Here is a 24,327-nt window from a genome sequence, read left to right as displayed (position 1 = left end):
CTCACAATGAATCATTTTCTATAGAACATTCCAATATCAAGGACTCGTCAAAGCCAACAGTGGTTTGCTCAAATTCCTTTTTATAAGCTTCGCCTTTTTCCTTAAAAGCTGCATTTAAAAATTCCAAGTATACATCTGGAATCACATTTTTGTAGGGGTTGTTGCTAACGGGGATAATAGTATAGTTTGGAAGTGCTTGGTAGGCATATACCTTTCCTTGGGCCACTTCGAATTCTCTAATGGATTGGGTTACCTCGATACGCTCATAGCCTTTTTCCGTTCGGTCTATTATGGATAGGTCCTGTTCGTCAATTATGAAAAAACAGGCGTTCATAAAGGCGCCTTCCTTTGCTTCCAAATTAGGATTTACAATGGACTGGGGTATTATGGTATCCTGGTCCTGAATACACATTATGATATGATCTACGGGTGGGTGGGGCAGGTTATTGGGAAATACCATATTCCAGTTCCTTTGATAACCGGTCAAATGGACAATCTGTACTGGACCGTCATATTTTTTACCAAGCTGTTGTTCCATTTGTTTTGAGGATGTGAGCGACCCATAACCAATCAGTCCTACTTTTCCCTCGGGAATAATAATTTTTTCCTTTTCTGGCTGACAACCAACCAAAAGGGCTGCCATGATGATAAGAGAATATATTTTCATTGAAATTATATGATAATGGTCTCTGCTATAGCTGTTTAGTTTCTTAAAAATAAGGAATTTAGTTTAGGGGAGGGAGGAACAATGGATTATTGGCATTGTTTCTATTAGTTTGTTATTTTATAATATTCTTTTAAATCTTCTTCAAATTTCTCACTATCAAACCATTTTGAAAAGTTATAACTTTGGTAGGTTCTTATTTCACCTGTTTTTTTGTCTTTTCTAGTTTTTGTATTGTAATTTGATTTTTTCCAATCTTCTAGGTAACTATTCCATTTTTCATTTAGTTTATTATAGTTATTTTCAATGTTGTCCTCATAATTTTCAATTTTTGTAGGTTTAAATAGAATTGTCATTGCTCTAACCTTTGCATAAGTATTTAAATCAACTCGTTGGTTCTGATGTGTAAGCTTAATGATTTTTTTAAAGCATAAAAAAGCAAAATAAGTATTGTCTAGTAAGTTTTCGTCAGCTGTTAAATCTTCAAATGTTAAGTCTTGTCTTATGAACAATTTTTTTTGTCTAGCTTTTGTAACCCTTCCATTAGAACAATAAAACATTCTGAAAAATAGATTTCTCTCTAATATACTTTTTGCAGGTATATAGTTATTATAGATGCCATCAGCAAATTCACCTCTTTTACGTTCATAGAGTAAACCGTATTTATCAAAAAGACATTTTTGGATTTTTATTTGCAGTTCATCATTAGATATTTTATCGGCGTTAATAACTGGTGTTTGTTGGTTGGTAGCGTTAGAAATGTTATTGATGAGTTCAACCTTGTTGTTGTGATTACTATTCTCTAGCAGTGTGATAATTTTCACCAAAACCTCTTTACTTTGAAACACACTTTCAATATCATTATCTATATTCTCTTCGTAAATTCTACTTAAGGTATATGAAGTTTGTCCTCCATTAATTATTTGAGGGTTTTTAACTATTAATTGAGCTTTGTTTTTCTGACCTATTCTTTCATTGATGTATGTTTCGTCAGACAACATGGTAATCCCATTATTATATAGTGCAAATTCATTGGTTGTTTTCTCAATTATAGTTTCTTTAATGGCGTCATTTACTTTTTTGCCTTCATGACCTAGATAACTTCTTGGGTTATACTTTAAAATCGAGTTTTTGTATTTATACATAATTCTTGCAAGCTCTATTGTAGGAACAAATAGAACAGTGATTTCGCATTCTCCTTTACCTGTTAAAACCGTATAACTAATTTTACTTCCTGCATTTTTATTACTTAAGTCTATATTAATACTTAAATCAGATGCCTTGTAATACGTTCCTGTTATTACTGGAAAAACTAAATTTTCATAACATTTTGAAAAATCAAAAACTGAGCACGAAAAACCTCCTGTAAGTTTTCTTAAGTCACTGGCTTTGACGTCTTTTAAATTTGCTAAAATTATAACCTTGTACGAATATCTAGCGATATCCTCTATAGAAGAAATTTCTCTTTGTAGTTGCTTTATTTTTCCATTATACTCATTACTATCCTCATCATTCTTTTCACCATCTAATATTCTATTAACATCCATTACTAAAATTTCAGACAAGTCAATTTGTTTGCTTTCAAAGTTTAAGTCATTAGTTCTAAATTTGGATTGAATGAAATAAATAGTTTTTGAGTCATTGTGGATATAATAACCATCTATACCACCGTCATATGGACCATCGGTAATAAAATGTTCTCTTTCACTAAAGTTTAATAAACCAAAATTAACTTTCAAATAGAGATGAATAAAAGCTCTTGCTCTTGCTTGATTCTTTTTTTCAATATCAGTTGTATTTGGATATTTTTTATTCATTGATGGTGGTGCGTCATCAATTATTGTGTCGAGAATATTTATGAGAGTTTGATATTTGGTCATGTTCTTAAATTATTGCTAGCTCATTTTTTTGATGTAAAATCTATCAGATTTCTAATTTCACCGAAATTCACCTCAAAATCAACAAGTTAATCTAGCTAGTTGTAAAAAAGTTATCAACCAGCCCCATTATTCTGTTTCGGGATAAAATGTATAATTGGAGTGCTTAAACCAACGCACTTTACTTTAAATCTTCCAATTGCTCCAAATCGCTTTTTAAAGTAGTGTTGGATTTTAGGATGCCCCGGGCAAACTGCAATATCACCATGGTATAGGCCATTTTCCAATCTGCTACGCGTTCAAAGTCGGCAGCAAGCTGAAGTGGGTCGGCATTTTCCCAAATTTTATCCCGGACCGCCTTTCCGCTATCAAAAAAATAATTTTCCATCGGGTATTGGGAGTTCTCGTTCAATATGCTGAAATACTCATATATCAGATTGGTGTTGGTCTTGTCAAAATCGTTCTGATATTTGATCACCTCCGCCATGGATTGCCGAATTTCCGGCGGATAGCTAACGGTATTGTCGCCGATCAAATTAATTAAAGTGGTATTGTTAAAACTGTAGTCGGACCGAATAAAGGCCGGGAATTGATACCTGAAAACTTCTGCAATGGTATCTAGATTGGAGTTGGAGGCTTTAATTTTATTTTCAATGTCCACAAAGTTTAAGCTATCGGTCTGTAGTTGAGAAATAAGACTGTTTAGGGCTATGTTGTCCTTTTGTAGGTCACTGATCAAGGAAAGGGAATAGCTCCTGCGTATGGTATTGTTTTTTTGGTTTTCGTTCCAATTATTGAACTGTAGGGCGATTAGTATCCCGATAACCACTAGTATGATCTCGCCAATGGCATAGAGTAGGTACTGGCTGAACTTATTTTCGGAAAGCAATCGCTGACGGATTCTTCGGAAGAATTTGATCATTAGAGGTTAGTTTTTCTAAAGATATAATTTTTAATGTATTGTATTAGTGCATAGTAAGGTATAGCGTTCCCTGCCATGATTTATTATGGTATTCTGTTTTAATAAAGGTAATAGGGGGGAGGACCATGTTATAGCCCTCGTTCCTTTTGTTTTATACTGCGTTTATTCGGTAATGGTCTTTAAATGCTCCTTGGAGCCCGTCATTTGCCAATGTCCCAACGAAATAGGGATGTTGCCCATACTGTTCAACGTATCAAAAAAGTCCTTTGGGGTAAAGGGTTTGCCCTCCAGTTCCTGTAGTCGGGCATAATCGGCCAAGGCGGCTTCCAATAAATATTTACCGGTAATATAGCTAGATCCATACCCGGGTTGACGCAAATAGAGGTGTTGCTCAAAAATGAGCAGTTCCTTTTCGGTCTTCATCCATCCACGCGGGGTGTATTCGCTGTGGATGCCTCCGGCTTCTTCCATGGTCATTTCATTGGCGTGGGCGTATAACGAGCCCAAGCCTCTAGCCGCACGTTGCGCGATCATAATGTATACGATTTCTTTGGTCCGTGGGCTATCGTTGTACAGTCCGGCCTGCATAAACATTTCTTCCACGGCCGTGGCAGTTCCCTCGTTTCTGGAATCCCAAATATTGTGCAACAACGGGCCTTTTCGTATTTCACTTTTGTGGGGTTCCAAATCCATGCGGGCCAACTCGAACCAATGGTAAAAATGGGAGTAGAGGGGTCTGGCATCATAATGCTCGCCAATGGAGAAGAAATTACGTTTTTCCTTGGGGATAAACTCACCTAAATGCTCGCGTAGGGCGGAATCAAAATACGGTTTTACGGTAACGATGTCTTGTTGCTCCAAAAAGTTTATCAAACTTTTGGCGGATGCATCTGCCATTTTATCATAGGCTTCCGGGGAGTCGGCATCCACCAGTTCCGGAAGGTTTCGGTTGTTGTGCTCCACCAATTTTAAAGCGGTCCATGCACGGGCAAGTTCCCTTTTTAGGATCATTACCTCATCTTCCCATGTCAACGGCACCAGGTGTACATTTTGAATATACCAAGTGTAATTATCCTTGCCAATGCCCGAAGGGCCGGTTTTTGATTCGGATTCGGTCTCCAACCAACTAACAAGGTCGTCGGTGGCGGTTATGGCTTCATCAATAACTTTGACCAATTCGGCATCGTTGGTAACGGCATCGTTTTCTTTTAACTCGGTAAGCACTTCGCTCTGGTTTTTGATATCTCGAATACCTGTGATCCATAATTCACGAGCGTTCCCTGTCAAGTTTTGCTTGGCTTGCGTGTAGAACGGGACAATGACTTTTAAGTCGGACAGAAGCTTGGTACGTTCCTCTGTGGATAAAGGAAAAGTATAGGTCCAAAGCTCCGTGGTGCCGTGGTTGGTAGGTCCTTCGTGGGCGGGCACATCGCTTTTAGCTGTCCAGACCACTTTGTAAAAGGCAGGATCACGGACCCAGGGTTGTAAAACGCGCTGGTTGAAATCGTAGCCGTTCATTTCGGCCCAAACAATCATCCAATCCACTTGGTTTTCCACGGACCAATTGGTGGTGTCGATGGCCTGTAGTTTGAATTGTAATTCTTTGAATGTTGGCCAGCGTTTCTCAAAGGTTTCGGCGGTATAATCGGGAGCTCCATCCAAAAGCGGAGGATTTTCGAATGTTCTCCATTCCTTGAACAAGGCCACAAGATCTTGATAATCGTTAGAGGTGAAATTTTGAGTTGTGGTCGGGGATTCTGTGGCACCTTCTTTTTTATCGGTTTTGCAGCTCAGCAAGAGCACGAACAAAAAAGAAAGAATAAGGTTGGTTGTTTTCAAGGAGTTGAGTTTTTAATTGGCGTCCAATTTCGTTGAAATATCCTTGAAAAGCAAAAGTTACGGTGGGACTCAGACAAGTTTTGAACACTAAAGTGAGTTTGGTTGCGGTGGAGGTGATATACAATCGTTTTTTTACAGTTTGACACGAATTTCCCGAACTCTCACGAATTATTGTAGCGCTGTCATGTCGAGCGCAGTCGAGACATCTGTTTTCTTGATTTCTCAATCCTCACTTCGTTCCTCATATCGAAATGACCATGATATTGTTTTGGTTATTCTGTAATGAAAAATGGTTTAGAAAAGTCTTCACGATATAGAAACCACTAACATTTATCGTTACGAAGCTGTAAACTTCAATACAATCCAAACAGCCAAGCAAACATGGCAAATCATCGCTATCCATTTCAATAATTTTCCATCAACAGGCTTTTAGGGGCCATTTCCTTGTGATGTTTCACACTTTTCCCAAAGTAGCCACCATTCCAGATATGGCTACAAGGCCAAGTTTAGGAAGAAGGTGTAATCAATAGAAAAATCAATGCTGTACATGGAAAAGGGTTAGGTTGAACACCCAGTTGCACAGGTTTTTTGGCAATTGATTACGATGTTTGCTTAAAAGAGTATAAAAAAAGACCGCGATAAGCGGTCTTTTGATTTCTAATGGGATGTATATTTTAAACATCCTGCATTTCCCAGCCCTCACGATAAGTACGGGTAACAAACTGGTTGGCATCATCAAAATTGGTGATTTCCATGTTGTCGCCGTCCCAAAGCAACTTTTTACGGCCATAAAATTCCATATTGCCCTCGGCATTTTCCTTGCGCAACATATAACTGCGTATCGCCAAGTTACCCATAAGAACGGTTTCCGTCATAGGTCCGGCATAGTCGAATGAAGACGTTAGGTCTAGGTGTTCTGTACTTCCGAAACCGGCTTTACAGGCATCTACCCATTTGCGTTGGTGACCGTATTCAGGTTCTGGCATTTCCTCTACCTCTGGTCCAAATTCGGTAACGCCATTGTTCATGTATAATTTTGGAGTCAATGGCGAACTATCGTTGATGTTCGTGGAAATTACCCCATGCTCTCCATGGATCAACACACCGTTTTGACTTCCTGGCCCACCAATATCGCTATCCGCAGGTATGATCTCTGGGTGCGAAGGTCGGATTCCGCCATCGCTCCAAGTCATGGTCAACGGAGCTCCTCCGGTTTTGTCGGTAGCTTCGTAGTTCAGTGTAATAAAGGATGATGGTGGACAACCTTCCGGATGGTAATCAGGGTTCCACATTTGGGAGAACACGGTTCCTACACTACATTCTGCTGCAGTCGGATATTTAAGTTTTAGGGTTCGGTAAGGAATGTCGATCAAGTGGCATCCTACATCTCCCAAAGCTCCGGTTCCATAATCCCACCAACCTCTCCAGTTGAACGGATGCAGGTTCGGTGTATACGGTTTCATGGGTGCTGGGCCCAACCATAGGTCCCAGTTCAAATCGTTGGGTTTGCTGGAAGCATCGGGTTCTGGCATGGCGTTTCCTTGTGGCCAAACTGGACGGTTAGTCCAAATTTCAACCTTTGTGATTCTGCCCAGTGCTCCGGAATCTACCCATTTTTGCACCATGCCCAATAACGGGTTGGACGCTCCTTGGTTCCCCATTTGGGTCACTATTTTTTTATCACGGGCCATTTGAGTAAGCATACGTGCCTCTCGAATGTTGTGCGTCATCGGTTTTTGTACATACACGTGCTTGCCGCGCTGCATGGCATAAGCTGCTGCCGGACCGTGAACGTGGTCGGGCGTACTGATGGTAACCGCATCGATATCCTTCATGGTATCGAGCATTTCGCGATAATCGCTAAAGAGCTTTGCCTTGGGAAAACGCTCCACGGATTTCTTGGCCGATCCGGAAAAATCGACATCACAAAGGGCCACTACATTTTCGCGCCCGTTTACGGAGGCGTTGGCAATGTCGCTGGCACCTTTGCCACCGGCACCAATGGCAGCGATGTTCAAACGGTCGCTGGGGGCCAAAAAGCCCGGACCGCCCAGCACATGGCGGGGCACAATAAAAATACTGGACGCCAGCGCAGTGTTTTTAACAAAATTTCTTCTGCTTTGGGAATTGGTTGTTTTTTTCATTTTTTGTTTAACGATGTTTAGTTTCTAATTGCTAAACAAGATAGGAAAAAATGAACTGAACGCTCGGAGGGATTTTGTGATATGTGTAAAATGAGGAGGGTTTGTTGGTCTTGGATATGAGTAGTTGCGTGGTTTAGCGGTTAACTTTATAAGTACACAACAAACTGAAAATCCGCGAGGATTTTCAAAGATAGGCGAGTGGAAGCAATTACTTACAATCAGCTTTGTTATAGATTTTTTTAATCTTGATGATCGTATCCTAGTTCTTCGTTTTTGTCCCAAAATGCCATAAATAATTCTGAAGCAGAACCTTTTCTGGAAATCCAATCTGCCACTATTTGAATTGCAAACTCTAAATCTTCTATGTAAGCCATTCTTCCGTCACTACCTCTAATACCTTTATCATCTTTTTTGGCACCACGATTAATTAATATATTTTTTTCATCATAAACTATGCGTCTGACTTCTTCGTTTTCTTTACCCTTTGGTAAATTATCTTTAAGAAGTTTTGTTAATCCATGATAGTAAAGCTGAAATTTCTCTACTGGGTCATCAATGGTTTGACCAAGTAATTTTAGAGCTTCATTTTCTATCTTTAATTCAGAATCTACATTTAGAGTTAGTTGTTCTCCTTTTATTTCTTCTGATTTTTGAATGATTTCTAACCTTTCAATATCAGCTTGTGATAGTTCTCTTTTTTTCTTTTCTATGTTTTTATTATCTTCTTTCATATTATACTGTTAAAAGTTCTCTTATATTTTCTGCAGCAATCCTTAAAGACTCAGCGCCCCAATTTGAAACATTTAGATTTTTAGTAGCCAAATTGATATCAGGAAAATATTCTTTAAAATATCCCCAATAATTATTGCCTAATTCCGATTGTCTCCATTGATATTGTGAATAGATAATGCAAGGATGTAGTTGACACTCCTTTGCAAATCTTTTGACAATTAATGGATTATCTATTAATTTTTCGATATATCTCATTTTCTCAGAAGACAATAAATATTCTGATGCAAATTCGTTTGCTTTATCCTCTTGTAGCAGAAATAAATCGGGTTCTCCGGATAAATGAAATTTTGTATTCACTATTGTATCTAAATCAAACAGAACGTGGTTCAGTTCGTGAATAAGAGCAAACCATATAGTAGCATAATTTTTATTAAAATCAGTAATTACAATACAGGGTTTGTCATTAATATAAAAAGTTGCGCCTCGGATTTGTGTTTTAGGCAAAGATGGTTGAAATACAACTGTAACTCCAATATTGTATAAAGCTTGAAAAACTGTCAATAGTCCTTTTTCAACATTTTGAGTGTAAGGTTTTATTTTTGGTATTAAATCAACTAAATCTTTTCGGGAATACTCATTAGGATTGTCAATTAATTCAAAATACTTGTAAGAAGATTTGATCCAAAAGTCTTTCATTTTATCACTGTAAGACCTTTTTGTCCTACTGTATAAAGCATCATTTAAATCTTTTTCATAATCGTAAATTGAATCGAGTTCAAAAAATCCACATATTCTTTCTGATAATTCTTCTACAGAATCATCTATGTTTATAAAACCTAGGTTTGCTAGTGTTTTTAAATCAAAATTTTTGTTGATGTATGTGATATCCATTGAATTTTGTAAATCTCTTATTTCTTCTCTTGGTCTATCTTTGAAATGAAGAATCAATAAATCCTCTAAGCTTAATTCTAAAAATTCGCCTAACTTTAAAAGATTTAATATGTCTGTTTGTTTAGAAGACTTTTTTAATATGCCATCTAAACTTTTTCTTTGAATCCCGGAAAGTCTTTCGAAATGAGTTTTACTTAGTCCTGTTGTCTTAAGTTTGTCTTTAAGTAGTTTCTCAAGATCTTTGTTAGTTTTAAAACTTCTATCTAATATATTGCCAATCATTTAGCTGCGGTAAATTTACCGCAAAAATAGTAAAAATATTAATAAAGAAGTATTAAAAAAGGTAAATTTACCTCGATTTTGTTTTTTAGTCATCTATAAGGGCTTAGCTAAACATCATTTTATCGACCTTTAGCGACTTCTGACGAAGTTCTCCGAAAAAACCATAACAAACAATAGGTTGGATGGTTGACTTATGAGGAATTGTTAACACTACAAATGATGGCAGCGTGTCATTTCGAACGCATGTGAGAAATCTGAAGACGGCAAAGAGATTTCTCAATCGTCGGTGCCCTCCTCATTTCGAAATGACAACCGGATTACTTTTTTGCTTCCACCAGTTCCAATTGGTCCACGCTCACGTTGGTAGTAAACATACCATAGTTGACCACCGCTTTGCCCTTTTCCAGCGTATCAATGCTGCCCACGGCCTTACCATCCATCAAACGGACACGGTCACCAATCTTAAAAACAGGTCTGGGTTTGTTCTTCTCGGCCTGGATTTCCTTTTTCTTCTGGATTTTCTTCTCGACCCGTACCTTTTTGATTTTTTGCTCCAGCTCTTCGGCCACCTGTTTCTTTTCTTCCTGTTTGGCCTTGGCCTTTTTGGCAGTGGTCTTTTTGCGCTTACTGTTCTCGGTTTCCACAATACGCAGCATTTCGGAGATCAACGGACGCTTTTTCTTGTCCATAAAGTATTTTTCCGCAGCGGTGTTCACCTTGTTGCCCAATTGGATCATACGTTGGTTGTGGTCGTACATCTCTTGGTAGCTCTCTAGTTTGGATTTGATCTTGGAATTCAGCTGCTCCAAACGTTCATTTTCCTCACGGGCCTTATTTTCCTCCTCTTTAAGTTTGGAACCGGTCTCTTCCATTTTGCTGCGCTCTTTCTGCAGCTTGGCGATGGTGGCGTCAAAACGGACCTTTCCACGTTCAATCTTTTTCTTGGCCTTATTGATTAAGGAGTAGGGGATACCGTTCTTTTGGGCGACCTCAAACGTAAAGGAACTTCCCGCTTCGCCCAACACCAATTGAAAGGTGGGTTCCAGTGTTTTGGAATTGAACAACATGTTGGCGTTGGTGGCATGCGGCAATTCGTTGGCCAAAGCCTTCAAATTGGCATAGTGCGTTGTGATGACCCCATAAGCTTCACGCTCGTAGAAGACTTCCAAGAAAGCTTCGGCCAGGGCACCGCCCAATTCCGGGTCGCTTCCCGTTCCAAATTCATCAATTAAGAACAATGTTTTGTCGTTGCACTTTTTAAGAAAGTGGTTCATGTTCTTTAATCGATAACTATATGTACTTAAATGATTTTCAATAGATTGATTATCTCCGATGTCCGTCAAAATCTTATCAAAAAAGCAAACTGAACTGCGCTCGTGCACAGGAATCAACATACCACTTTGAAGCATTACTTGAAGCAGTCCAATGGTCTTTAACGTGATACTTTTACCCCCTGCATTGGGTCCCGAAATCACAATAATTCGATTCTCCCGATACAGTTTTATGGTCTGTGGCCACGTTTTTTCGTTCTTCCGCTTGTTGGATAAATAGAGTAGTGGATGAAAGGCATCGCGGAGAAACATTTCACGCTCATCATTGATTTCCGGTAATATGCCGTTCATATCGTTGGCATAACGTGCCTTTGCAGCCGTAATATCGGTTTCGGCCAAATACGTTTGATACGATTTCAACACTTCCAAGTATGGACGGATTTCGTCCGTCAACTTGTTCAGGATACGTTGTACCTCTTCTTTCTCATCAAACTCCAAATTGCTCAACTCCCTGGTGTAGGCCAGCGTAGTTTCCGGCACAATGTAAACGATACTCCCTGTTTTGGAGGTGCCCATCACGGTACCCTTCACTTTTTTGCGGTGCATGGCCTTAACGGCCAAAACCCGGCGGTTTTCAACCACGGATTCACGGATTTCATCCAAAAAGTCGGACGATTGATAACGCCCCAATGCAGCACTAAAACTTTGGTTTATCTTGCTACGCACCTCATTGATTTGACTCCTGATGTACCGAAGTTCATCTGACGCGGAATCCTTGATTTCCCCAAACTTATCGATAACATCATCAATGGCATCGGGAATTTCAGGATGTAGCTCCAAAGCATCCACTTTAATAAAAAGTAAGGGATAATACTCCTTAAACTTTTTGAAGAATTTATGATGAATGGCAACCGTTTTGCAAATCCCGCCAATTTTTCGAAAACCGCTAATCTCCAAGGTGCTGTTGTCAATCTTGAGCAGTCCGAGTTCACTATTGATGTGGTCGAAACCGTGATTGGGAATACGGTTATCGTTGGAAAACGAAGCCAGATACTCCGAAGTCTGTCCCAAAACACCCATCAATTCATCTTTGTGGCGGTATGGCTGAATGGTCAATGCCTTTTCCTTTCCCAGCGCCGTATTGCATCGTGCAGCAATCTGCGTCAATACGGTTGGAAACTCTAGGTCTTGAAGTGTTTTGGGGTGAATGTTTCGCATCTTTTTCGACTAGCAGGGCAAATATAGGATTTTGAAGTCTTTTAGCAGATGTGCTGTCTAGTAAAAACTGTCTGCATTATGTACTTTTGGGTGAAACTTGAAATTCCCATCAAAACCATCATATGGAGGTAAACATTGAACCCAGTTGGAAAACGCAATTATCTGACGAATTTGAAAAACCCTATTTCCAACAATTAGCCGCTTTTGTGAAGCAGGAATATCAACAACATACCTGCTATCCCAAAGGAACGGATATTTTTTCGGCGTTCGACCATTGCCCTTTTCAAGAAACCAAAGTGGTAATTATTGGACAAGACCCGTACCACGGCCCAAACCAGGCCAACGGATTGTGCTTTTCCGTAAAAGATGGGATTCCACATCCACCATCCTTGGTCAATATTTTTAAAGAAATTAAAACGGATGTTGAAAAGCCTTACCCTAAAAGCGGTAATCTTGAGCGTTGGGCCGACCAAGGCGTACTCTTGTTGAACGCGACGCTGACGGTTCGGGCACATCAGGCCGGAAGCCATCAGAAAAAGGGTTGGGAGCAATTTACGGATGCGGTGATCCAAACAGTTTCCAACGAATTGGAAGGTGTGGTTTTTCTGCTTTGGGGCGGATTCGCCAAAAAAAAATCATCTTTGATTGATAAAACCAAGCACCATATTCTTACCTCTGGGCATCCTTCGCCCTTGAGTGCCAATAGAGGACTGTGGTTTGGCAATCAGCATTTCAGCAAAACAAATGATTTGTTGAACCGCATGGGTAAAGAGGCTATTGACTGGTAGGTTGAATTCGAATGTTGGATTATTGGATTTTTTTGATTCGCGGACTTTGGTTTATTTCCAAAGAAAGGTTTCAATAGACTTGACTTCATCGACTAAGTTAAGGTCGTGCAATCTCGATTGGACTTCGTTCACGGTTGCTGAGGAAAGTTGTTCCTGTCCCCAAGTTGTTTTGGATAACCATGCTTTTATGTCCTCCAGTTTTTGCTCATATCTGTTGGACAGGGTTCTGTCAATACTTGGAATTTGTTTGAATTCCGATGTATAAGTGTTGATAACCTCCAAAACATGTTTGAGCACGCCTTCGTTATCCTGAATAAATGAGTCTGAAGCAGTAATCACAAAACAAGGCCAAGGGGTAGGGCAGTCGCCCACTCTTTTAAAAGTACCGTTGTCGACCAAAGGTTTAGTAGTGAAATGCTCCCACATAAAATAGGCGCCGGAACCGCCAGTTAGACTTTCGATGGCGCCATCCAAATTGTTGATGATCTCAAATTCCAGTTTTTCCGTGTCCCACCCTTGGTTTTGCGCATTAACGTAGGCCATTAAGTGGCTTCCACTTCCCATTCGGCTAATGGCTACTTTATCATCCCTAAGGTCGGAAATAGATGTGCGGCTACTGTTAGCGTCCACATGAATGCCCCAAAGCAACGGAGAGGAAATGAATCCCTGAACAATTTTACTAGAATTTCCCTGCGATATGCTTTTGATAATGCCTTCGGTAAGAATAATGCCCATATCCGCTTCTCCATCTTGTAGCATTTGTGTCATTTTACCGGTTCCTTCTGGAACATCGGTCCATTCCAATTGAATGCCCCTGTCTTCAAAAGCACCATCTTCCATGGCCAGATGCCAAGGGAGGTTAAAATGTTCTGGGACACCAATTATTTTTACCGTTTTCATAGGGGACTTGTTGCTTTGTGGTATTAAAATTATGATTCCGTTCGGTATCCATCAAAAAAAAGTAGCGTAAAATTATGTCAGGTCACTATTTGCGATAGCGCTTAAAGTGTACTTGATGAGTTCTTCGACGGTTTTATGTCCTTGCTTGGAAAACTCTCCGGTGGCCCTGTTCGCCAATATCGCATTGAGCGAAACCGCTCGATGTCCAAGGAGTTTGGCAAGACCATAAATACCTGCGGTTTCCATTTCCAGATTTGTTATCCTTGTATTTTTATGGGAAAACCCGGCTAATTTGTCGTTAAAATCTTGAATGGATGGCGCTAATCTCAATGTCCTTCCTTGTGGCCCATAAAAACCTGAATTTGTTACGGTTACACCGTATCGTATACGATTTGATTCAAAAATTTTAGCTAATGATTCGTCAAAATCGACAAAGTAGGGATGTATATTGTGGTCTGCCCAACCCAAATAGGATGTAAGGGCGGATTCGAGTTCATGGTTCTTTATATGCCCATGCTCATAAAAATGGAGTAAGTTGTCAAAACCTATTCCAGAACTGCTGATCAAAAACGAATCAACGGGAATATCTGGTTGTATGGAACCGGATGTACCAATCCGTATAAAACTGAGCTGTTTTTTTTTGAATTTAATTTCTCGGGAAACAAAATCGATGTTGGCAAGGGCGTCCAATTCATTAAAAACAATGTCGATATTGTCCGTTCCGATGCCTGTTGAGATAACTGTTATTCGTTTATGGGCATATGTACCTGTATGGGTGACAAATTCGCGTTTCCCTTTCTTTAATTCAATAGAATCAAAGTGTTTGGAAACTTCGGAAACACGTTCTGGGTCACCTACAGTTATAATACTATTGGCAAGATCTTCTGGAAGAAGGTTGAGATGGTAAATGCTCCCATCAGCATTCAGAATAAGCTCTGAATTGCTCAAAGAGGCTTTCATGTATTACAATTTCAGAATTCGTTCGGTATCCGTATTGTATAAAAAGTTATACTTTAAGGAACCTCCCAGATACATTTGACTATCACGTAGTTCTGAATAATAGTTAGCTTCTTGCTTTAGCACATGCAACCCTTTTTTGGTCAGTTTGACCGGGTCAAAAGAACTGAACAAAGGTTTTAGGGACGAAATCATTCGGTCATATTGCGTATCGCCAAAACCATAATAACCTTGATTGGTCAATAGTTTGCCCATAAGCTCATTTCTGGATTGTGGCTTTTCTTCTTTGGCTACTTCCAAAATATGGTTCTCCAAGTCGTTAAGACCATTTTTAATGGTAGGGTAGCGCTTCAAATGGGTTTTGAGTGCATCCGAAAGATATTCGAACTGGAAATCGTTATTGGCAATCTGGTTTTCCAAACGAATGGGATTGTCACTGCAATATAACTGCCAGATGTAATCCGCGTATTCAATATCGTCCTGTGAAAGGACTTTTTTATTGTCGTAAAGCTCAAGAAGTTTTTCGTCGTTGAGCTCGTTTAGGCCATAAAGCTTATTGGAGCCTTCAACTTTGCCACTACATACCAAATAAATTTCGGCATGTCTTCTGTGGGTTTTTAACCAGCTAAGTACGGCCAGCATATTTATTTGGCAAAATAGGTCATATTCAAACCATAGCACTATCTGGTCCTGCTGTTTGTGGTTACAAAGGGACCTATACTCTTTCAGGGTTTTTTCAATGAACCAAGATTTGGATACTTTGTAGTTCTTGTTAAGGAACTCGAACCTTGTTTTCCAAAAAGATTCGCTTCCCACGGAAGAGAGAGTTTTGCCTTCGCAAAGCATTTCTCTCCATGTAATTACGTCTCCTTTTAATTGCAAAGATTGTAATCTGGACGTGAAACTGTCCCCGTTGGTTATGTGCAACAGTGATTTCATTTTCAGCTCAGTTTTCGTTGGTTAGGAATAATAAAAGTACGGTTTAAAGCAGGAACACAAAAATTTTTTCACTAAACATTGCTTTAAACATCAAGTTTTTAACATCAATTAAAAACAGAATCGATTTTTTGTTAAATTTTATATTATCCACCAACACGCTTTACGGAAAATCCATTTTCCTTTAGGAAATCCATGATTTTATCGCGATAATCTCCCTGAATAATGATGGCTTCGTTCTTAAAACTGCCCCCGACACCCAAGAGTGTCTTTAAATCTTTGGCCAGTTTTTTGAAGTCACTGTCTGCGCCGTTGTATCCTTCAATTATAGTAACAGGTTTGCCTTTTCGCTTTTCGTATTTGCATATAATGGGGTCGTCCTGTAACCAGTAAGACGGTTCTTTTCCTTCATTGTCAGGCTCATCTTCCGGTTCATGGTCCGGGAACAGGTTTTTAAGTTGGTCTTTTAAGTCCATCTTTATTTTTTTACAAGCCCTAGCTCAATAAGTCTTTCATGCAGGTATTCTCCCGCGGTAATATCCTCAAATGCCTTGGGATTGTCCTCATCGATACAGTTTTCAAGGCAATTCAATGGCATATCGCTTACCGGGTGCATAAAGAAGGGAATGGAATAGCGAGATGTTCCCCATAGCTCTTTTGGCGGGTTCACTACTTGGTGAATGGTCGACTTTAACTTGTTATTGGACAAGCGGGACAACATATCGCCGACATTGATCATTAATTGATCGGGTTGGGCAATGGCGTCCACCCAATTACCTTGGTGGTCTTTTACTTGAAGTCCTTTACCGTGGGCCCCCATAAGCAATGTAATCAAATTGATATCGCCATGGGCAGCGGCTCTCACTGCGTTTTTTGGCTCTTCGGTAATGGGCGGATAGTGGATGGGCCTTAAAATGGAATTTCCATTTTTGATATAATCATCAAAATAGGTTTCTTCAAGGTTTAGATGCAATGCCAGGGCCCGTAGCACATATTTAGCGGTTTTCTCCAACATTTTATAGGTTTCTTCTCCAACGCGATTAAAGTCAGGGAGCTCATCAACGGTAACATTATCCGGGTATTCGGCCTGCAATTTTGGATTGTCCTCCACATATTGGCCAAAATGCCAAAACTCTTTTAGGTCGCCTTCCTTTTTTCCTTTGGCATGTTCTTTTCCAAAGGAAGTATATCCCCTTTGGCCACCTATACCTTCAATTTCGTATTTATCTTTCACCTCTTGCGGAAGGTTGAAGAACTTTTTAATCTCACTATAAAGGTCACCCACCAATTCATCAGACAAAAAATGTCCGCTCAGTGCCACAAAGCCAATATCTTCAAAGGCGGCACCTATTTCATTGACAAATTTTTCTTTTCTTTTTGCATCGCCCGAAACAAAGTCGTTCAGGTCCACACTTGGAATCGCACTCATATTGTCATCTTTGATATAAAACCAAAAATAAGGAAATAAGCTGAAGGTTTTTGAATTTTAAAGTGTTTTGAAGGGCTTTTTACTACTTTTAGCCAACAGAATTTTTACGATATGAGGTATCATGTTGGCAGCTTGGAACGCGAAAAGTTGCTGGAGTTGTACAAGGGCATGTTGAAGCCAAGGATGATAGAGGAAAAAATGCTGATTCTTCTTCGGCAGGGCAAAATTTCCAAGTGGTTTAGTGGAATTGGTCAGGAAGCTATTTCTGTCGGCGTTACACAGGCACTCAAGGAAAGTGAGTACATTCTCCCTATGCATAGAAATCTTGGAGTTTTTACCTCCAGGAACATTCCATTGAATCGTCTTTTCTCCCAATGGCAAGGAAAGCAAAGTGGTTTTACGCAGGGAAGGGACCGTAGTTTTCATTTTGGGACCCAAGCATATAAAATAATCGGTATGATTTCCCATTTGGGGCCTCAATTGGGGGTGGCGGATGGTATTGCCCTTGCGGATATGCTGCGCAGGAAAAAAAGGGTTACCACCGTTTTTACCGGTGAAGGAGCAACGAGCGAAGGAGATTTTCACGAAGCTCTGAACGTGGCTTCCGTTTGGAACCTACCTGTGCTGTTCTGCATTGAAAACAATGGGTACGGACTATCCACACCGACCAATGAACAATATAAATGTGAACATTTGGCGGACCGAGCCAAAGGCTACGGTATGGAGTCCCGAATAATTGATGGCAATAACATTTTGGAAGTGTACACCAAAGTGGATGAATTGTGCAGGGCCATACGCAAGCGTCCAAGACCCGTGTTGCTCGAGTTCAAGACTTTTCGCATGAGAGGGCACGAAGAAGCAAGTGGAACCAAGTATGTTCCAGAAAAATTGATGAAGGAATGGGGCAAAAAAGACCCTATTTCCAATTATGAAGATTTTTTGGTGGCGGAAGGAGTATTGACTCAAGACTACATTGAGAACCTCAAAGAAGAAATCACTGAGGAAATCAATACAAATTTACAGTTGGCGTTTGATGAGAACGAAGTGGATTCAATTGAAAGTAAAGAATTAAAAGAGGTATACCATGATTTTGATTATCATTATATTGAACCAAAATCAGACTCCAAAGAAAGTATACGGTTTGTTGATGCCATCTCCCAAGGTTTGGAACAATCCATGTACCGTCACAACGAACTCATCATCATGGGACAAGATGTGGCAGATTATGGCGGAGTGTTTAAAATCACCGAAGGTTTTGTGCCCAAATTTGGCAAGAGCAGGGTTCGGAATACGCCCATTTGCGAATCGTCCATAGTCTCTACGGCCATGGGACTGTCCATCAACGGTATGAAGGCCGTCGTTGAAATGCAATTTGCCGATTTTGTGAGTTCCGGATTCAATCCAATTGTCAATTATTTGGCCAAAGTGCATTACCGTTGGAACGAGAAAGCCGATGTAGTAATACGTATGCCCTGTGGCGGCGGTGTAGGAGCGGGGCCTTTCCATTCCCAGACCAATGAGGCGTGGTTCACCAAGACCCCAGGTCTAAAAGTTGTGTACCCGGCCTTCCCGGATGATGCAAAAGGATTATTGAACACGGCTATAAACGACCCTAATCCCGTCCTCTTTTTTGAACACAAGGGGCTATACCGAAGTGTAAAAGGTGATGTTCCAACCGATTATTACACAGTGCCTTTTGGCAAGGCTAAGCTGTTAAAGGAAGGAAAAGCTATGACCGTGGTCACCTACGGCGCTGGTGTTCACTGGGCTTTGGAAGTTTTGGAAAAACACCCAGAAATTGATGTAGATGTCTTGGATTTGAGAACACTTCAGCCCTTGGATACGGAATCCATCTACAATTCGGTTAAAAAGACGGGCAAATTGATCATATTGCAAGAAGATACTTTATTCGGGGGCATCGCCAGCGATATTGCAGCCATGGTCATGGAGAATTGTTTTGAATATTTGGATGCTCCCGTCAAAAGGGTGGGGAGTTTGGAAACACCGGTTCCCTTTGCAAAATCACTTGAAACAAACTATTTGCCCAAAAATCGGTTCGAAGCAGAGTTAATTGAACTGTATCAATATTAATATGTTGTTTATCCCATTTAAAGTAAGTTGATTAGCCATTTTTTTTATAATTTAACAACTATAAGTACGTCCCCAAACGTATATTCTTAAACATTAACTTAATTACCTATGATGAAACGATCACTCTTATTGATTACAGTGGTGGGACTTTTGCTCTCATCATGTTCGGTTTCCAAAAGCGCTAGAACACAGCGAGACTTGTTCAGCGGAACTTGGAATTTGGACAATGTTTACTACCAAAACGCTTCCGGAAATTTTAAATCCACCATCTTCAACGATGCAGAGGATATCTGCTTTGAGGATAGTGAGTGGTTTTTTAGGGACAATAATAGTACTGGACGCTACACCATCGCTCCAAGTTCGCTCTGTCAAGGAGGGGACCGTTTTTTCAGATGGTCCGTTGTGGAGCCGGAACAGAACTATCAAAGTCAGTTACAGTTCAAGTTTATTGATGAAAACCGAAAGGATATTTCCGGAGGTTACGGATACCGTTTGAACATTGTCAGTTTGTCCGAGCAGTCCATGACCCTTAACTCCAATGTATCGGTTGACGGTCAGAGTGTGACCATTGTTTACGAATTCTCAAAAAAATAATTTCATGAAAAATATTCTATTGAAAGGTGCAACTGCTTTTTTAGCCTTGACCATGATTATTAGCTGTGATGCTGTCAAAAATGCCAACAACACTCAAAAAGGTGCCGCGATAGGTGCCGGTGGTGGTGCCGTTATCGGTGGTGTTATCGGTAACAATGTAGGTAAAGGAAACACTGCCCTTGGTGCCATTATCGGTGCTGTTGTAGGTGGTGCTGCCGGTGGGTACATTGGTAACCGTATGGACAGACAGGCCGAAAAAATTGAACAGGAAATCCCAGGTGCCGAAGTGCAAAGGGTAGGTGAAGGTATCAATGTGACCTTTAGCGGAGAAAATGGTGTGTATTTTGACACCAATAAGGCCGATATCAAAGGAGCTTCAGCTACTACATTGGATAAATTGGCCGGAATCTTTATGGAATATCCAAAAACCAATATTCTTGTTGAAGGACATACCGATTCCGATGGTGCTGCCGAGTACAACATGAGCCTTTCTCAGCGTAGAGCACAATCCGTAACCAGTTATTTGGTATCCAAAGGAATTTCCAGCGGACGTTTTACCACTAAATGGTATGGTGAGGAGCAACCTATCGAAAGCAACGAAACAGCTGCTGGTAAAGCAGCCAACCGCCGTGTGGAGTTGGCCATTATAGCCAGCGACGAACTTAAGGAAGAAGCTAAGGAGCAGACTGAAAATTAAGAACTGCTTGCTTTTAAAAGATAAGGCCCGGATAAAACCGGGCTTTTTTTATGGCCAGATGTTAAATAAACTATTAAATGTGAGTTAAGCCGTTACAGTATTGCAAGAATTGTTTTAACTTAATAGTGGACAACACGTTACACCATTAAAACCTTGTAAGCCATGCAACATATATCCCCAAATACCATTGAACATAAACAGGAACTTCTTGTAAGAGTGGAAAGAAACGAACGTATGGTGCAAAGACTATCGGAAAAATTAAATTCTTACACCTTTGAACCCAAATGTCCACAGCGGTTCGAAAAGTTTTATGAGCTCAATAGACACATTCAAGAGTTTAGGAAGCATCAAAATAGGTTGTTGTCCAAAATAAGAAATCAAAAGGTAGATTTACCGGAAACGCATACCCATGAAATCGAATCCCATTTGGATCGTTTCAAAGTATTGGAAAGCGAATTCGCGGCCTATCTCTTCGACCTTAAAAAGCCCTTGTAAGCGATTTTTTGTTCTAAATTTTCAACAAAACGGTCGTCACCCAATATTCATGCGTAATATTGCAGGATAATAACAGTATCCCGCAATGGCAAAATCCTCAAAATCAGCACTTGTCATCATGGCGTTTTTTGCCATTTACTTTATATGGGGCTCAACCTACCTGTTGAATAAAATCGCTGTCATGGAACTTGAACCGTTCATGTTGGCGAGCTGCAGGTTCACCGTGGCAGGACTCTGTATTTTTGTATTGGCCAAGATCATGGGGATTTCCCTAAGCATTACCAAAAAACAGCTTATAAACTCTGTATTGGCAGGCATTCTATTCCTGAGCGTTGGCAATGGATTGGTGGTCTGGGCCTTGCGTTATGTGGACACAGGCTTTGCAGCGCTCGAAATCTCTTCGCAACCGCTTATTATCCTTTTGATGATGCGCATACTCCAAGGGAAGAAAATACAGCCTATGTCCGTAGTGGGAGTGGTCTTGGGAATCGTCGGCATTTACCTACTAGTAAGCCAAAAGCAGATTATAGCCCAAGAGGAATCCATCGTTGGAATGGCAATGATTTTCTTTTGTATGCTCTGCTGGGCGTATGCAAGCCTTTTTGTGGCCAAAGCAGATTTACCGACCAATTATTTTGTAAACACAGGCTATCAAATGTTCTTTGCAGGCCTTATTTTAAGTTTGATGAGTCTTGGGTTTGGAGAAGAATGGTCATCACCATTGGCCTGGAGCGGCGATGTGCAGATTTCGATGTTGTTGCTCATCTTTTTTGGAAGCATCTTGGCGTTCACCTCGTTCAACTACCTGCTCAAGACCGTTTCTCCTGAAAAAGTGGCCACATCTACCTACGTGAATCCCATTGTTGCCCTCTTGTTGGGTTGGTATTTTTTGGATGAACAGATTACCCTTCAATCTATTCTGGCGGCTGCCATACTTTTGACCGGGGTGTATTTTATCAACACCAAAAAGACCTTGGCCATCTTTGAGCGCTTTAAACGTTAAGGCTCCGTTATTTATCTCGGAATTGGTTTGGCTTTTTCGTATTTTCTTTCGAATTAATCATAAACCAATGAAGCATATTATAAAATTTGGAGCCTTTCTTTTACTATTGATGTCCGTGGGATGTGCTTCCAGCAAAAACCAGGCATCGCCCGAAGCTATGGCGGCTTTGGATAAAATGATCACGAACCAACACTTTGAAATCGATGCCAATTGGGCCCAACCCATGGCAAGTCAAGGGTTGAACAGCATTGCCAATGCTGGGCTTTTGCCCTTTGGCAGTACCGCCAGCCGTATCGATATCAGTGGGTCAGGTGGTTATTTGCGCATGGTGGGTGACAGTGTTAAGGCGGATTTGCCCTTTTACGGTGAGCGCCGAATGGGCGGATATTACAATCAGAATAACGCCGGAATCAAATTTGATGGTGTGCCGAAAGACCTTTCTTTTTCATCGAACAAGAAGGATTCGGGAAAAACGATGCGTTTCAACATTACCGAAGATTCCGAAAGTTATCAAGTTATCGCCCAGTTATATCCCAATGGAAATGCCCGACTCACGGTCTCCAGTAGCCAACGGGCCAATATTTGGTACCAGGGCAACCTTTCCGAATACAAAAAGAAAGAATAGGAGCGGAGGGCGTCAAGTTTTGCCATTGCCAAGGGATATCTTTCCACGTTCCATCATTTTGTCATAGTTTTATTGATTCAGAAACTAAAACATCTAAACTAGTAAAATGAAAATGTACACTTTGACCCAACGGTCAATATTTATGTTGATGCTGTTGGGGGCTTTTGCAGCCTGTAAGAACAATAAGAAGAACCAAGAGGAATCAACCCGGGAAGAAGTAGCGGAAAATACCGAAACCACAACCGATTTGCCATTGGACCGCCTAAACCTGCCCGATGGTTTTAGCATAGATGTATATGCAGAAAATATTGAAGGGGCCCGTTCCATGGCCATGGGGGCCGATGGAACCCTTTTCGTGGGTACCCGTAACGAAGGAAAGGTCTATGCCCTAAAAGATACCGATGGTGACTACAGGGTGGATAAAACCTATACCATTGCATCCGATTTGGAACAGCCCAACGGTGTTGCATTCAAGGATGGAGCCTTGTATGTGGCCGCCGTGAGCAAAATGTTCAAGTATTCGGATATTGAGTCCCAGCTGGAGAGCCCACAGGAACCCGAATTGATCTACGATGACTATCCGACGGAGTTCCACCACGGCTGGAAATACATCGCTTTTGGACCTGATGACAAACTCTACGTACCTGTTGGAGCACCCTGCAATATTTGTGATAGCGCCACAGTGGACAAGCGTTATGCTTCCATCACCCGAATGGATTTGGATGGCAGTAACCGTGAAATTGTGGCCAATGGGGTAAGAAACACCGTAGGTTTCACTTGGCACCCAGAGACCAAGGAGCTTTGGTTTACCGATAATAACCGGGATATGATGGGCGACGACCTTCCCCCGGGAGAATTGAATAAACTTACAGAGGTAGGCCAACATTTTGGATATCCGTTCTGCCACGGCGGAACCGTTAAGGACCCCGAGTATGGCGACCAGCGACCTTGTTCGGATTTTGTGCCACCGGTACAGACATTACAGGCCCACGTAGCCGCTTTGGGCGTTAAGTTCGGAGAAGGCCCTATGTTCCCGGAGCAATACACCGGACAAGCATTTTTGGCAGAGCATGGTTCTTGGAACCGCTCCAAGAAAGTGGGTTATAGGATAAGCATGGTAAAACTTGAAAACGGCGAAGTAGTAAGCTACGAACCTTTTATAGATGGTTGGTTGGACGAAGAATCGCAAGAGGCCTTCGGTAGGCCAGTAGACCTTCTTTTCCTAAAAGATGGTTCGTTGTTGATCTCCGATGATGAGGGCAACGCCATTTACAGGGTCACTTACAAGGGGTAACCCTTTTTTAAGATAACGATTCAAGGTACTTGGGGATGGACAATGGCTCCATTTTCCAAGTACTTTTTTTTTGGTTCCTATCTGTGACCTCCACAAAATAGTAATTGGGCATCCCATTTTTTTTGGGATGAATGTGCTCCACCGAAAATGTACTTTCTTCGTGAAGAAACACGTATTCCGTGGTCTCACCCTCGGCAGACTTTCTTATTTCCCCATTTCCAAGGATTAGGTTGGGCTTGGTGAGGATGCCGTTACGCTTGTTCCAGCACAGGTAACGGATTTCGCCACTGCGCAACCGATCTATTCGTATAATGTACTGCCCATCTCCTATATAGGCTAGAATGCTTTGAATGTTTGGGTCTCTCCAAAAAATGGCTAAGTAGGTTTAAGAAGGTTTGGGTGTGTACGAACGGTTTAAAACCTGGTGTATTGCTTTAACATCTGTATTTTCTGGAAAATTCTGCTCCCAAAAGCCAACCCACCATAAATATGATGAATCCCAATACCACTAAGCAAAAAATCTGTAAGGCGTTTATCGTTTCAAGTGTAGTCATACTCTTAATTTTTTTCCAAACTACACAATGCGCAATTATTTTACGCATCCCAATTGACGAATGCCCCTTTTGAATTAACGAATGGCCGTTTTGAGCCAACGGATTTTTATGGATGGGTGAAAAA

At 40.8% G+C, this 24,327-nt stretch carries 22 protein-coding genes; 8 read left to right on the top strand and 14 right to left on the bottom strand.

Features of this window, described 5'->3' with window-relative positions:
- Position 1: 1 nt before the first annotated feature.
- The 8 genes from GUA46_RS08075 to GUA46_RS08040 all read right to left on the bottom strand — a co-directional run bounded on the left by GUA46_RS08075 (position 2) and on the right by GUA46_RS08040 (position 11,840).
- Positions 2-667, bottom strand: a complete 666-nt coding sequence (locus GUA46_RS08075; protein ID WP_176620058.1) for a hypothetical protein — start codon at positions 665-667, stop codon at positions 2-4.
- Positions 668-771: 104 nt separating this feature from the next.
- Entirely contained in the window at positions 772-2,544 is a 1,773-nt protein-coding gene (locus GUA46_RS08070; protein WP_176620057.1) for an AIPR family protein, read from the bottom strand.
- Positions 2,545-2,722: 178 nt separating this feature from the next.
- On the bottom strand, positions 2,723-3,463 hold the full coding sequence (locus GUA46_RS08065) for a DUF6090 family protein (RefSeq protein WP_176620056.1): 741 nt from the start codon (positions 3,461-3,463) through the stop codon (positions 2,723-2,725).
- 162 nt (positions 3,464-3,625) lie between these two features.
- Positions 3,626-5,302 carry a hypothetical protein gene (locus GUA46_RS08060; RefSeq protein ID WP_176620055.1) on the bottom strand — a complete coding sequence of 559 codons (1,677 nt, stop codon included), beginning with the start codon at positions 5,300-5,302 and terminating at the stop codon, positions 3,626-3,628.
- Between the two features lie 674 nt (positions 5,303-5,976).
- Complete coding sequence (locus tag GUA46_RS08055; RefSeq protein ID WP_176620054.1) at positions 5,977-7,446, bottom strand: Gfo/Idh/MocA family protein; 1,470 nt, start codon at positions 7,444-7,446, stop codon at positions 5,977-5,979.
- 239 nt (positions 7,447-7,685) lie between these two features.
- On the bottom strand, positions 7,686-8,177 hold the full coding sequence (locus GUA46_RS08050) for a hypothetical protein (RefSeq protein WP_176620053.1): 492 nt from the start codon (positions 8,175-8,177) through the stop codon (positions 7,686-7,688).
- A gap of 1 nt (position 8,178) precedes the next feature.
- Positions 8,179-9,351, bottom strand: coding sequence for an ImmA/IrrE family metallo-endopeptidase (locus tag GUA46_RS08045; RefSeq protein ID WP_176620052.1), 1,173 nt, complete (start codon positions 9,349-9,351; stop codon positions 8,179-8,181).
- 317 nt (positions 9,352-9,668) lie between these two features.
- Entirely contained in the window at positions 9,669-11,840 is a 2,172-nt protein-coding gene (locus tag GUA46_RS08040) for an endonuclease MutS2 (RefSeq protein ID WP_176620051.1), read from the bottom strand.
- 122 nt (positions 11,841-11,962) lie between these two features.
- Here GUA46_RS08040 and GUA46_RS08035 point away from each other — a divergent pair, with 122 nt between their 5' ends.
- Positions 11,963-12,628, top strand: a complete 666-nt coding sequence (locus GUA46_RS08035; protein ID WP_108247311.1) for a uracil-DNA glycosylase — start codon at positions 11,963-11,965, stop codon at positions 12,626-12,628.
- A 51-nt stretch (positions 12,629-12,679) separates the two neighbouring features.
- Here the strand turns inward: GUA46_RS08035 and GUA46_RS08030 are convergent, their stop codons facing one another.
- From GUA46_RS08030 to GUA46_RS08010, 5 genes are all read right to left on the bottom strand, one after another.
- The gene (locus tag GUA46_RS08030; protein ID WP_176620050.1) at positions 12,680-13,528 is read right to left on the bottom strand and encodes a substrate-binding domain-containing protein; all 849 of its coding nucleotides are present in this window, start codon (positions 13,526-13,528) and stop codon (positions 12,680-12,682) included.
- 72 nt (positions 13,529-13,600) lie between these two features.
- A complete protein-coding gene (locus GUA46_RS08025; RefSeq protein ID WP_176620049.1) occupies positions 13,601-14,488 on the bottom strand; it encodes a nucleoside phosphorylase in 888 nt (295 codons plus the stop codon).
- A gap of 3 nt (positions 14,489-14,491) precedes the next feature.
- On the bottom strand, positions 14,492-15,424 hold the full coding sequence (locus tag GUA46_RS08020) for a DUF1835 domain-containing protein (protein ID WP_108247314.1): 933 nt from the start codon (positions 15,422-15,424) through the stop codon (positions 14,492-14,494).
- Positions 15,425-15,567: 143 nt separating this feature from the next.
- Positions 15,568-15,897: a translation initiation factor gene (locus tag GUA46_RS08015; protein ID WP_108247315.1), complete on the bottom strand. Its 330-nt coding sequence runs from the start codon at positions 15,895-15,897 to the stop codon at positions 15,568-15,570.
- Positions 15,898-15,899: 2 nt separating this feature from the next.
- Positions 15,900-16,850 carry an isopenicillin N synthase family dioxygenase gene (locus tag GUA46_RS08010; protein ID WP_108247316.1) on the bottom strand — a complete coding sequence of 317 codons (951 nt, stop codon included), beginning with the start codon at positions 16,848-16,850 and terminating at the stop codon, positions 15,900-15,902.
- A gap of 111 nt (positions 16,851-16,961) precedes the next feature.
- Here GUA46_RS08010 and GUA46_RS08005 point away from each other — a divergent pair, with 111 nt between their 5' ends.
- From GUA46_RS08005 to GUA46_RS07975, 7 genes are all read left to right on the top strand, one after another.
- The gene (locus tag GUA46_RS08005) at positions 16,962-18,941 is read left to right on the top strand and encodes an alpha-ketoacid dehydrogenase subunit alpha/beta (protein ID WP_176620048.1); all 1,980 of its coding nucleotides are present in this window, start codon (positions 16,962-16,964) and stop codon (positions 18,939-18,941) included.
- 108 nt (positions 18,942-19,049) lie between these two features.
- The gene (locus GUA46_RS08000; protein WP_108247318.1) at positions 19,050-19,535 is read left to right on the top strand and encodes a lipocalin-like domain-containing protein; all 486 of its coding nucleotides are present in this window, start codon (positions 19,050-19,052) and stop codon (positions 19,533-19,535) included.
- Positions 19,536-19,539: 4 nt separating this feature from the next.
- Positions 19,540-20,232, top strand: a complete 693-nt coding sequence (locus GUA46_RS07995) for a YiaD family glycine zipper/OmpA-like lipoprotein (protein ID WP_176620047.1) — start codon at positions 19,540-19,542, stop codon at positions 20,230-20,232.
- Positions 20,233-20,394: 162 nt separating this feature from the next.
- Complete coding sequence (locus GUA46_RS07990; protein ID WP_176620046.1) at positions 20,395-20,727, top strand: P-loop NTPase family protein; 333 nt, start codon at positions 20,395-20,397, stop codon at positions 20,725-20,727.
- 85 nt (positions 20,728-20,812) lie between these two features.
- Complete coding sequence (locus GUA46_RS07985) at positions 20,813-21,730, top strand: EamA family transporter (RefSeq protein ID WP_176620045.1); 918 nt, start codon at positions 20,813-20,815, stop codon at positions 21,728-21,730.
- Positions 21,731-21,797: 67 nt separating this feature from the next.
- On the top strand, positions 21,798-22,355 hold the full coding sequence (locus GUA46_RS07980; RefSeq protein ID WP_176620044.1) for a DUF4251 domain-containing protein: 558 nt from the start codon (positions 21,798-21,800) through the stop codon (positions 22,353-22,355).
- 106 nt (positions 22,356-22,461) lie between these two features.
- Complete coding sequence (locus tag GUA46_RS07975) at positions 22,462-23,649, top strand: PQQ-dependent sugar dehydrogenase (protein ID WP_176620043.1); 1,188 nt, start codon at positions 22,462-22,464, stop codon at positions 23,647-23,649.
- A 7-nt stretch (positions 23,650-23,656) separates the two neighbouring features.
- Here the strand turns inward: GUA46_RS07975 and GUA46_RS07970 are convergent, their stop codons facing one another.
- Positions 23,657-23,944 (bottom strand): hypothetical protein, encoded by a 288-nt coding sequence (locus tag GUA46_RS07970; RefSeq protein ID WP_176620042.1) that lies wholly within the window; start codon positions 23,942-23,944, stop codon positions 23,657-23,659.
- Positions 23,945-24,327 lie beyond the last annotated feature (383 nt).

Source organism: Flagellimonas chongwuensis (assembly GCF_013376415.1).
GTDB lineage: Bacteria > Bacteroidota > Bacteroidia > Flavobacteriales > Flavobacteriaceae > Flagellimonas > Flagellimonas chongwuensis.
Note: the sequence above shows the minus strand (reverse complement) of the source record. Positions and strands in the feature narration are given on the sequence as shown.

Excerpts from the sequence above, each read along its gene's own strand:
- GUA46_RS08075 (WP_176620058.1), bottom strand. The coding sequence starts at position 667 with ATGAAAATATATTCTCTTATCATCATGGCAGCCCTTTTGGTTGGTTGT.
- GUA46_RS08070 (WP_176620057.1), bottom strand. The coding sequence starts at position 2,544 with ATGACCAAATATCAAACTCTCATAAATATTCTCGACACAATAATTGAT.
- GUA46_RS08065 (WP_176620056.1), bottom strand. The coding sequence starts at position 3,463 with ATGATCAAATTCTTCCGAAGAATCCGTCAGCGATTGCTTTCCGAAAAT.
- GUA46_RS08055 (WP_176620054.1), bottom strand. The coding sequence starts at position 7,446 with ATGAAAAAAACAACCAATTCCCAAAGCAGAAGAAATTTTGTTAAAAAC.
- GUA46_RS08050 (WP_176620053.1), bottom strand. The coding sequence starts at position 8,177 with ATGAAAGAAGATAATAAAAACATAGAAAAGAAAAAAAGAGAACTATCA.
- GUA46_RS08045 (WP_176620052.1), bottom strand. The coding sequence starts at position 9,351 with ATGATTGGCAATATATTAGATAGAAGTTTTAAAACTAACAAAGATCTT.
- GUA46_RS08040 (WP_176620051.1), bottom strand. The coding sequence starts at position 11,840 with ATGCGAAACATTCACCCCAAAACACTTCAAGACCTAGAGTTTCCAACC.
- GUA46_RS08035 (WP_108247311.1), top strand. The coding sequence starts at position 11,963 with ATGGAGGTAAACATTGAACCCAGTTGGAAAACGCAATTATCTGACGAA.
- GUA46_RS08030 (WP_176620050.1), bottom strand. The coding sequence starts at position 13,528 with ATGAAAACGGTAAAAATAATTGGTGTCCCAGAACATTTTAACCTCCCT.
- GUA46_RS08025 (WP_176620049.1), bottom strand. The coding sequence starts at position 14,488 with ATGAAAGCCTCTTTGAGCAATTCAGAGCTTATTCTGAATGCTGATGGG.
- GUA46_RS08020 (WP_108247314.1), bottom strand. The coding sequence starts at position 15,424 with ATGAAATCACTGTTGCACATAACCAACGGGGACAGTTTCACGTCCAGA.
- GUA46_RS08015 (WP_108247315.1), bottom strand. The coding sequence starts at position 15,897 with ATGGACTTAAAAGACCAACTTAAAAACCTGTTCCCGGACCATGAACCG.
- GUA46_RS08010 (WP_108247316.1), bottom strand. The coding sequence starts at position 16,850 with ATGAGTGCGATTCCAAGTGTGGACCTGAACGACTTTGTTTCGGGCGAT.
- GUA46_RS08005 (WP_176620048.1), top strand. The coding sequence starts at position 16,962 with ATGAGGTATCATGTTGGCAGCTTGGAACGCGAAAAGTTGCTGGAGTTG.
- GUA46_RS08000 (WP_108247318.1), top strand. The coding sequence starts at position 19,050 with ATGATGAAACGATCACTCTTATTGATTACAGTGGTGGGACTTTTGCTC.
- GUA46_RS07995 (WP_176620047.1), top strand. The coding sequence starts at position 19,540 with ATGAAAAATATTCTATTGAAAGGTGCAACTGCTTTTTTAGCCTTGACC.
- GUA46_RS07990 (WP_176620046.1), top strand. The coding sequence starts at position 20,395 with ATGCAACATATATCCCCAAATACCATTGAACATAAACAGGAACTTCTT.
- GUA46_RS07985 (WP_176620045.1), top strand. The coding sequence starts at position 20,813 with ATGGCAAAATCCTCAAAATCAGCACTTGTCATCATGGCGTTTTTTGCC.
- GUA46_RS07980 (WP_176620044.1), top strand. The coding sequence starts at position 21,798 with ATGAAGCATATTATAAAATTTGGAGCCTTTCTTTTACTATTGATGTCC.
- GUA46_RS07975 (WP_176620043.1), top strand. The coding sequence starts at position 22,462 with ATGAAAATGTACACTTTGACCCAACGGTCAATATTTATGTTGATGCTG.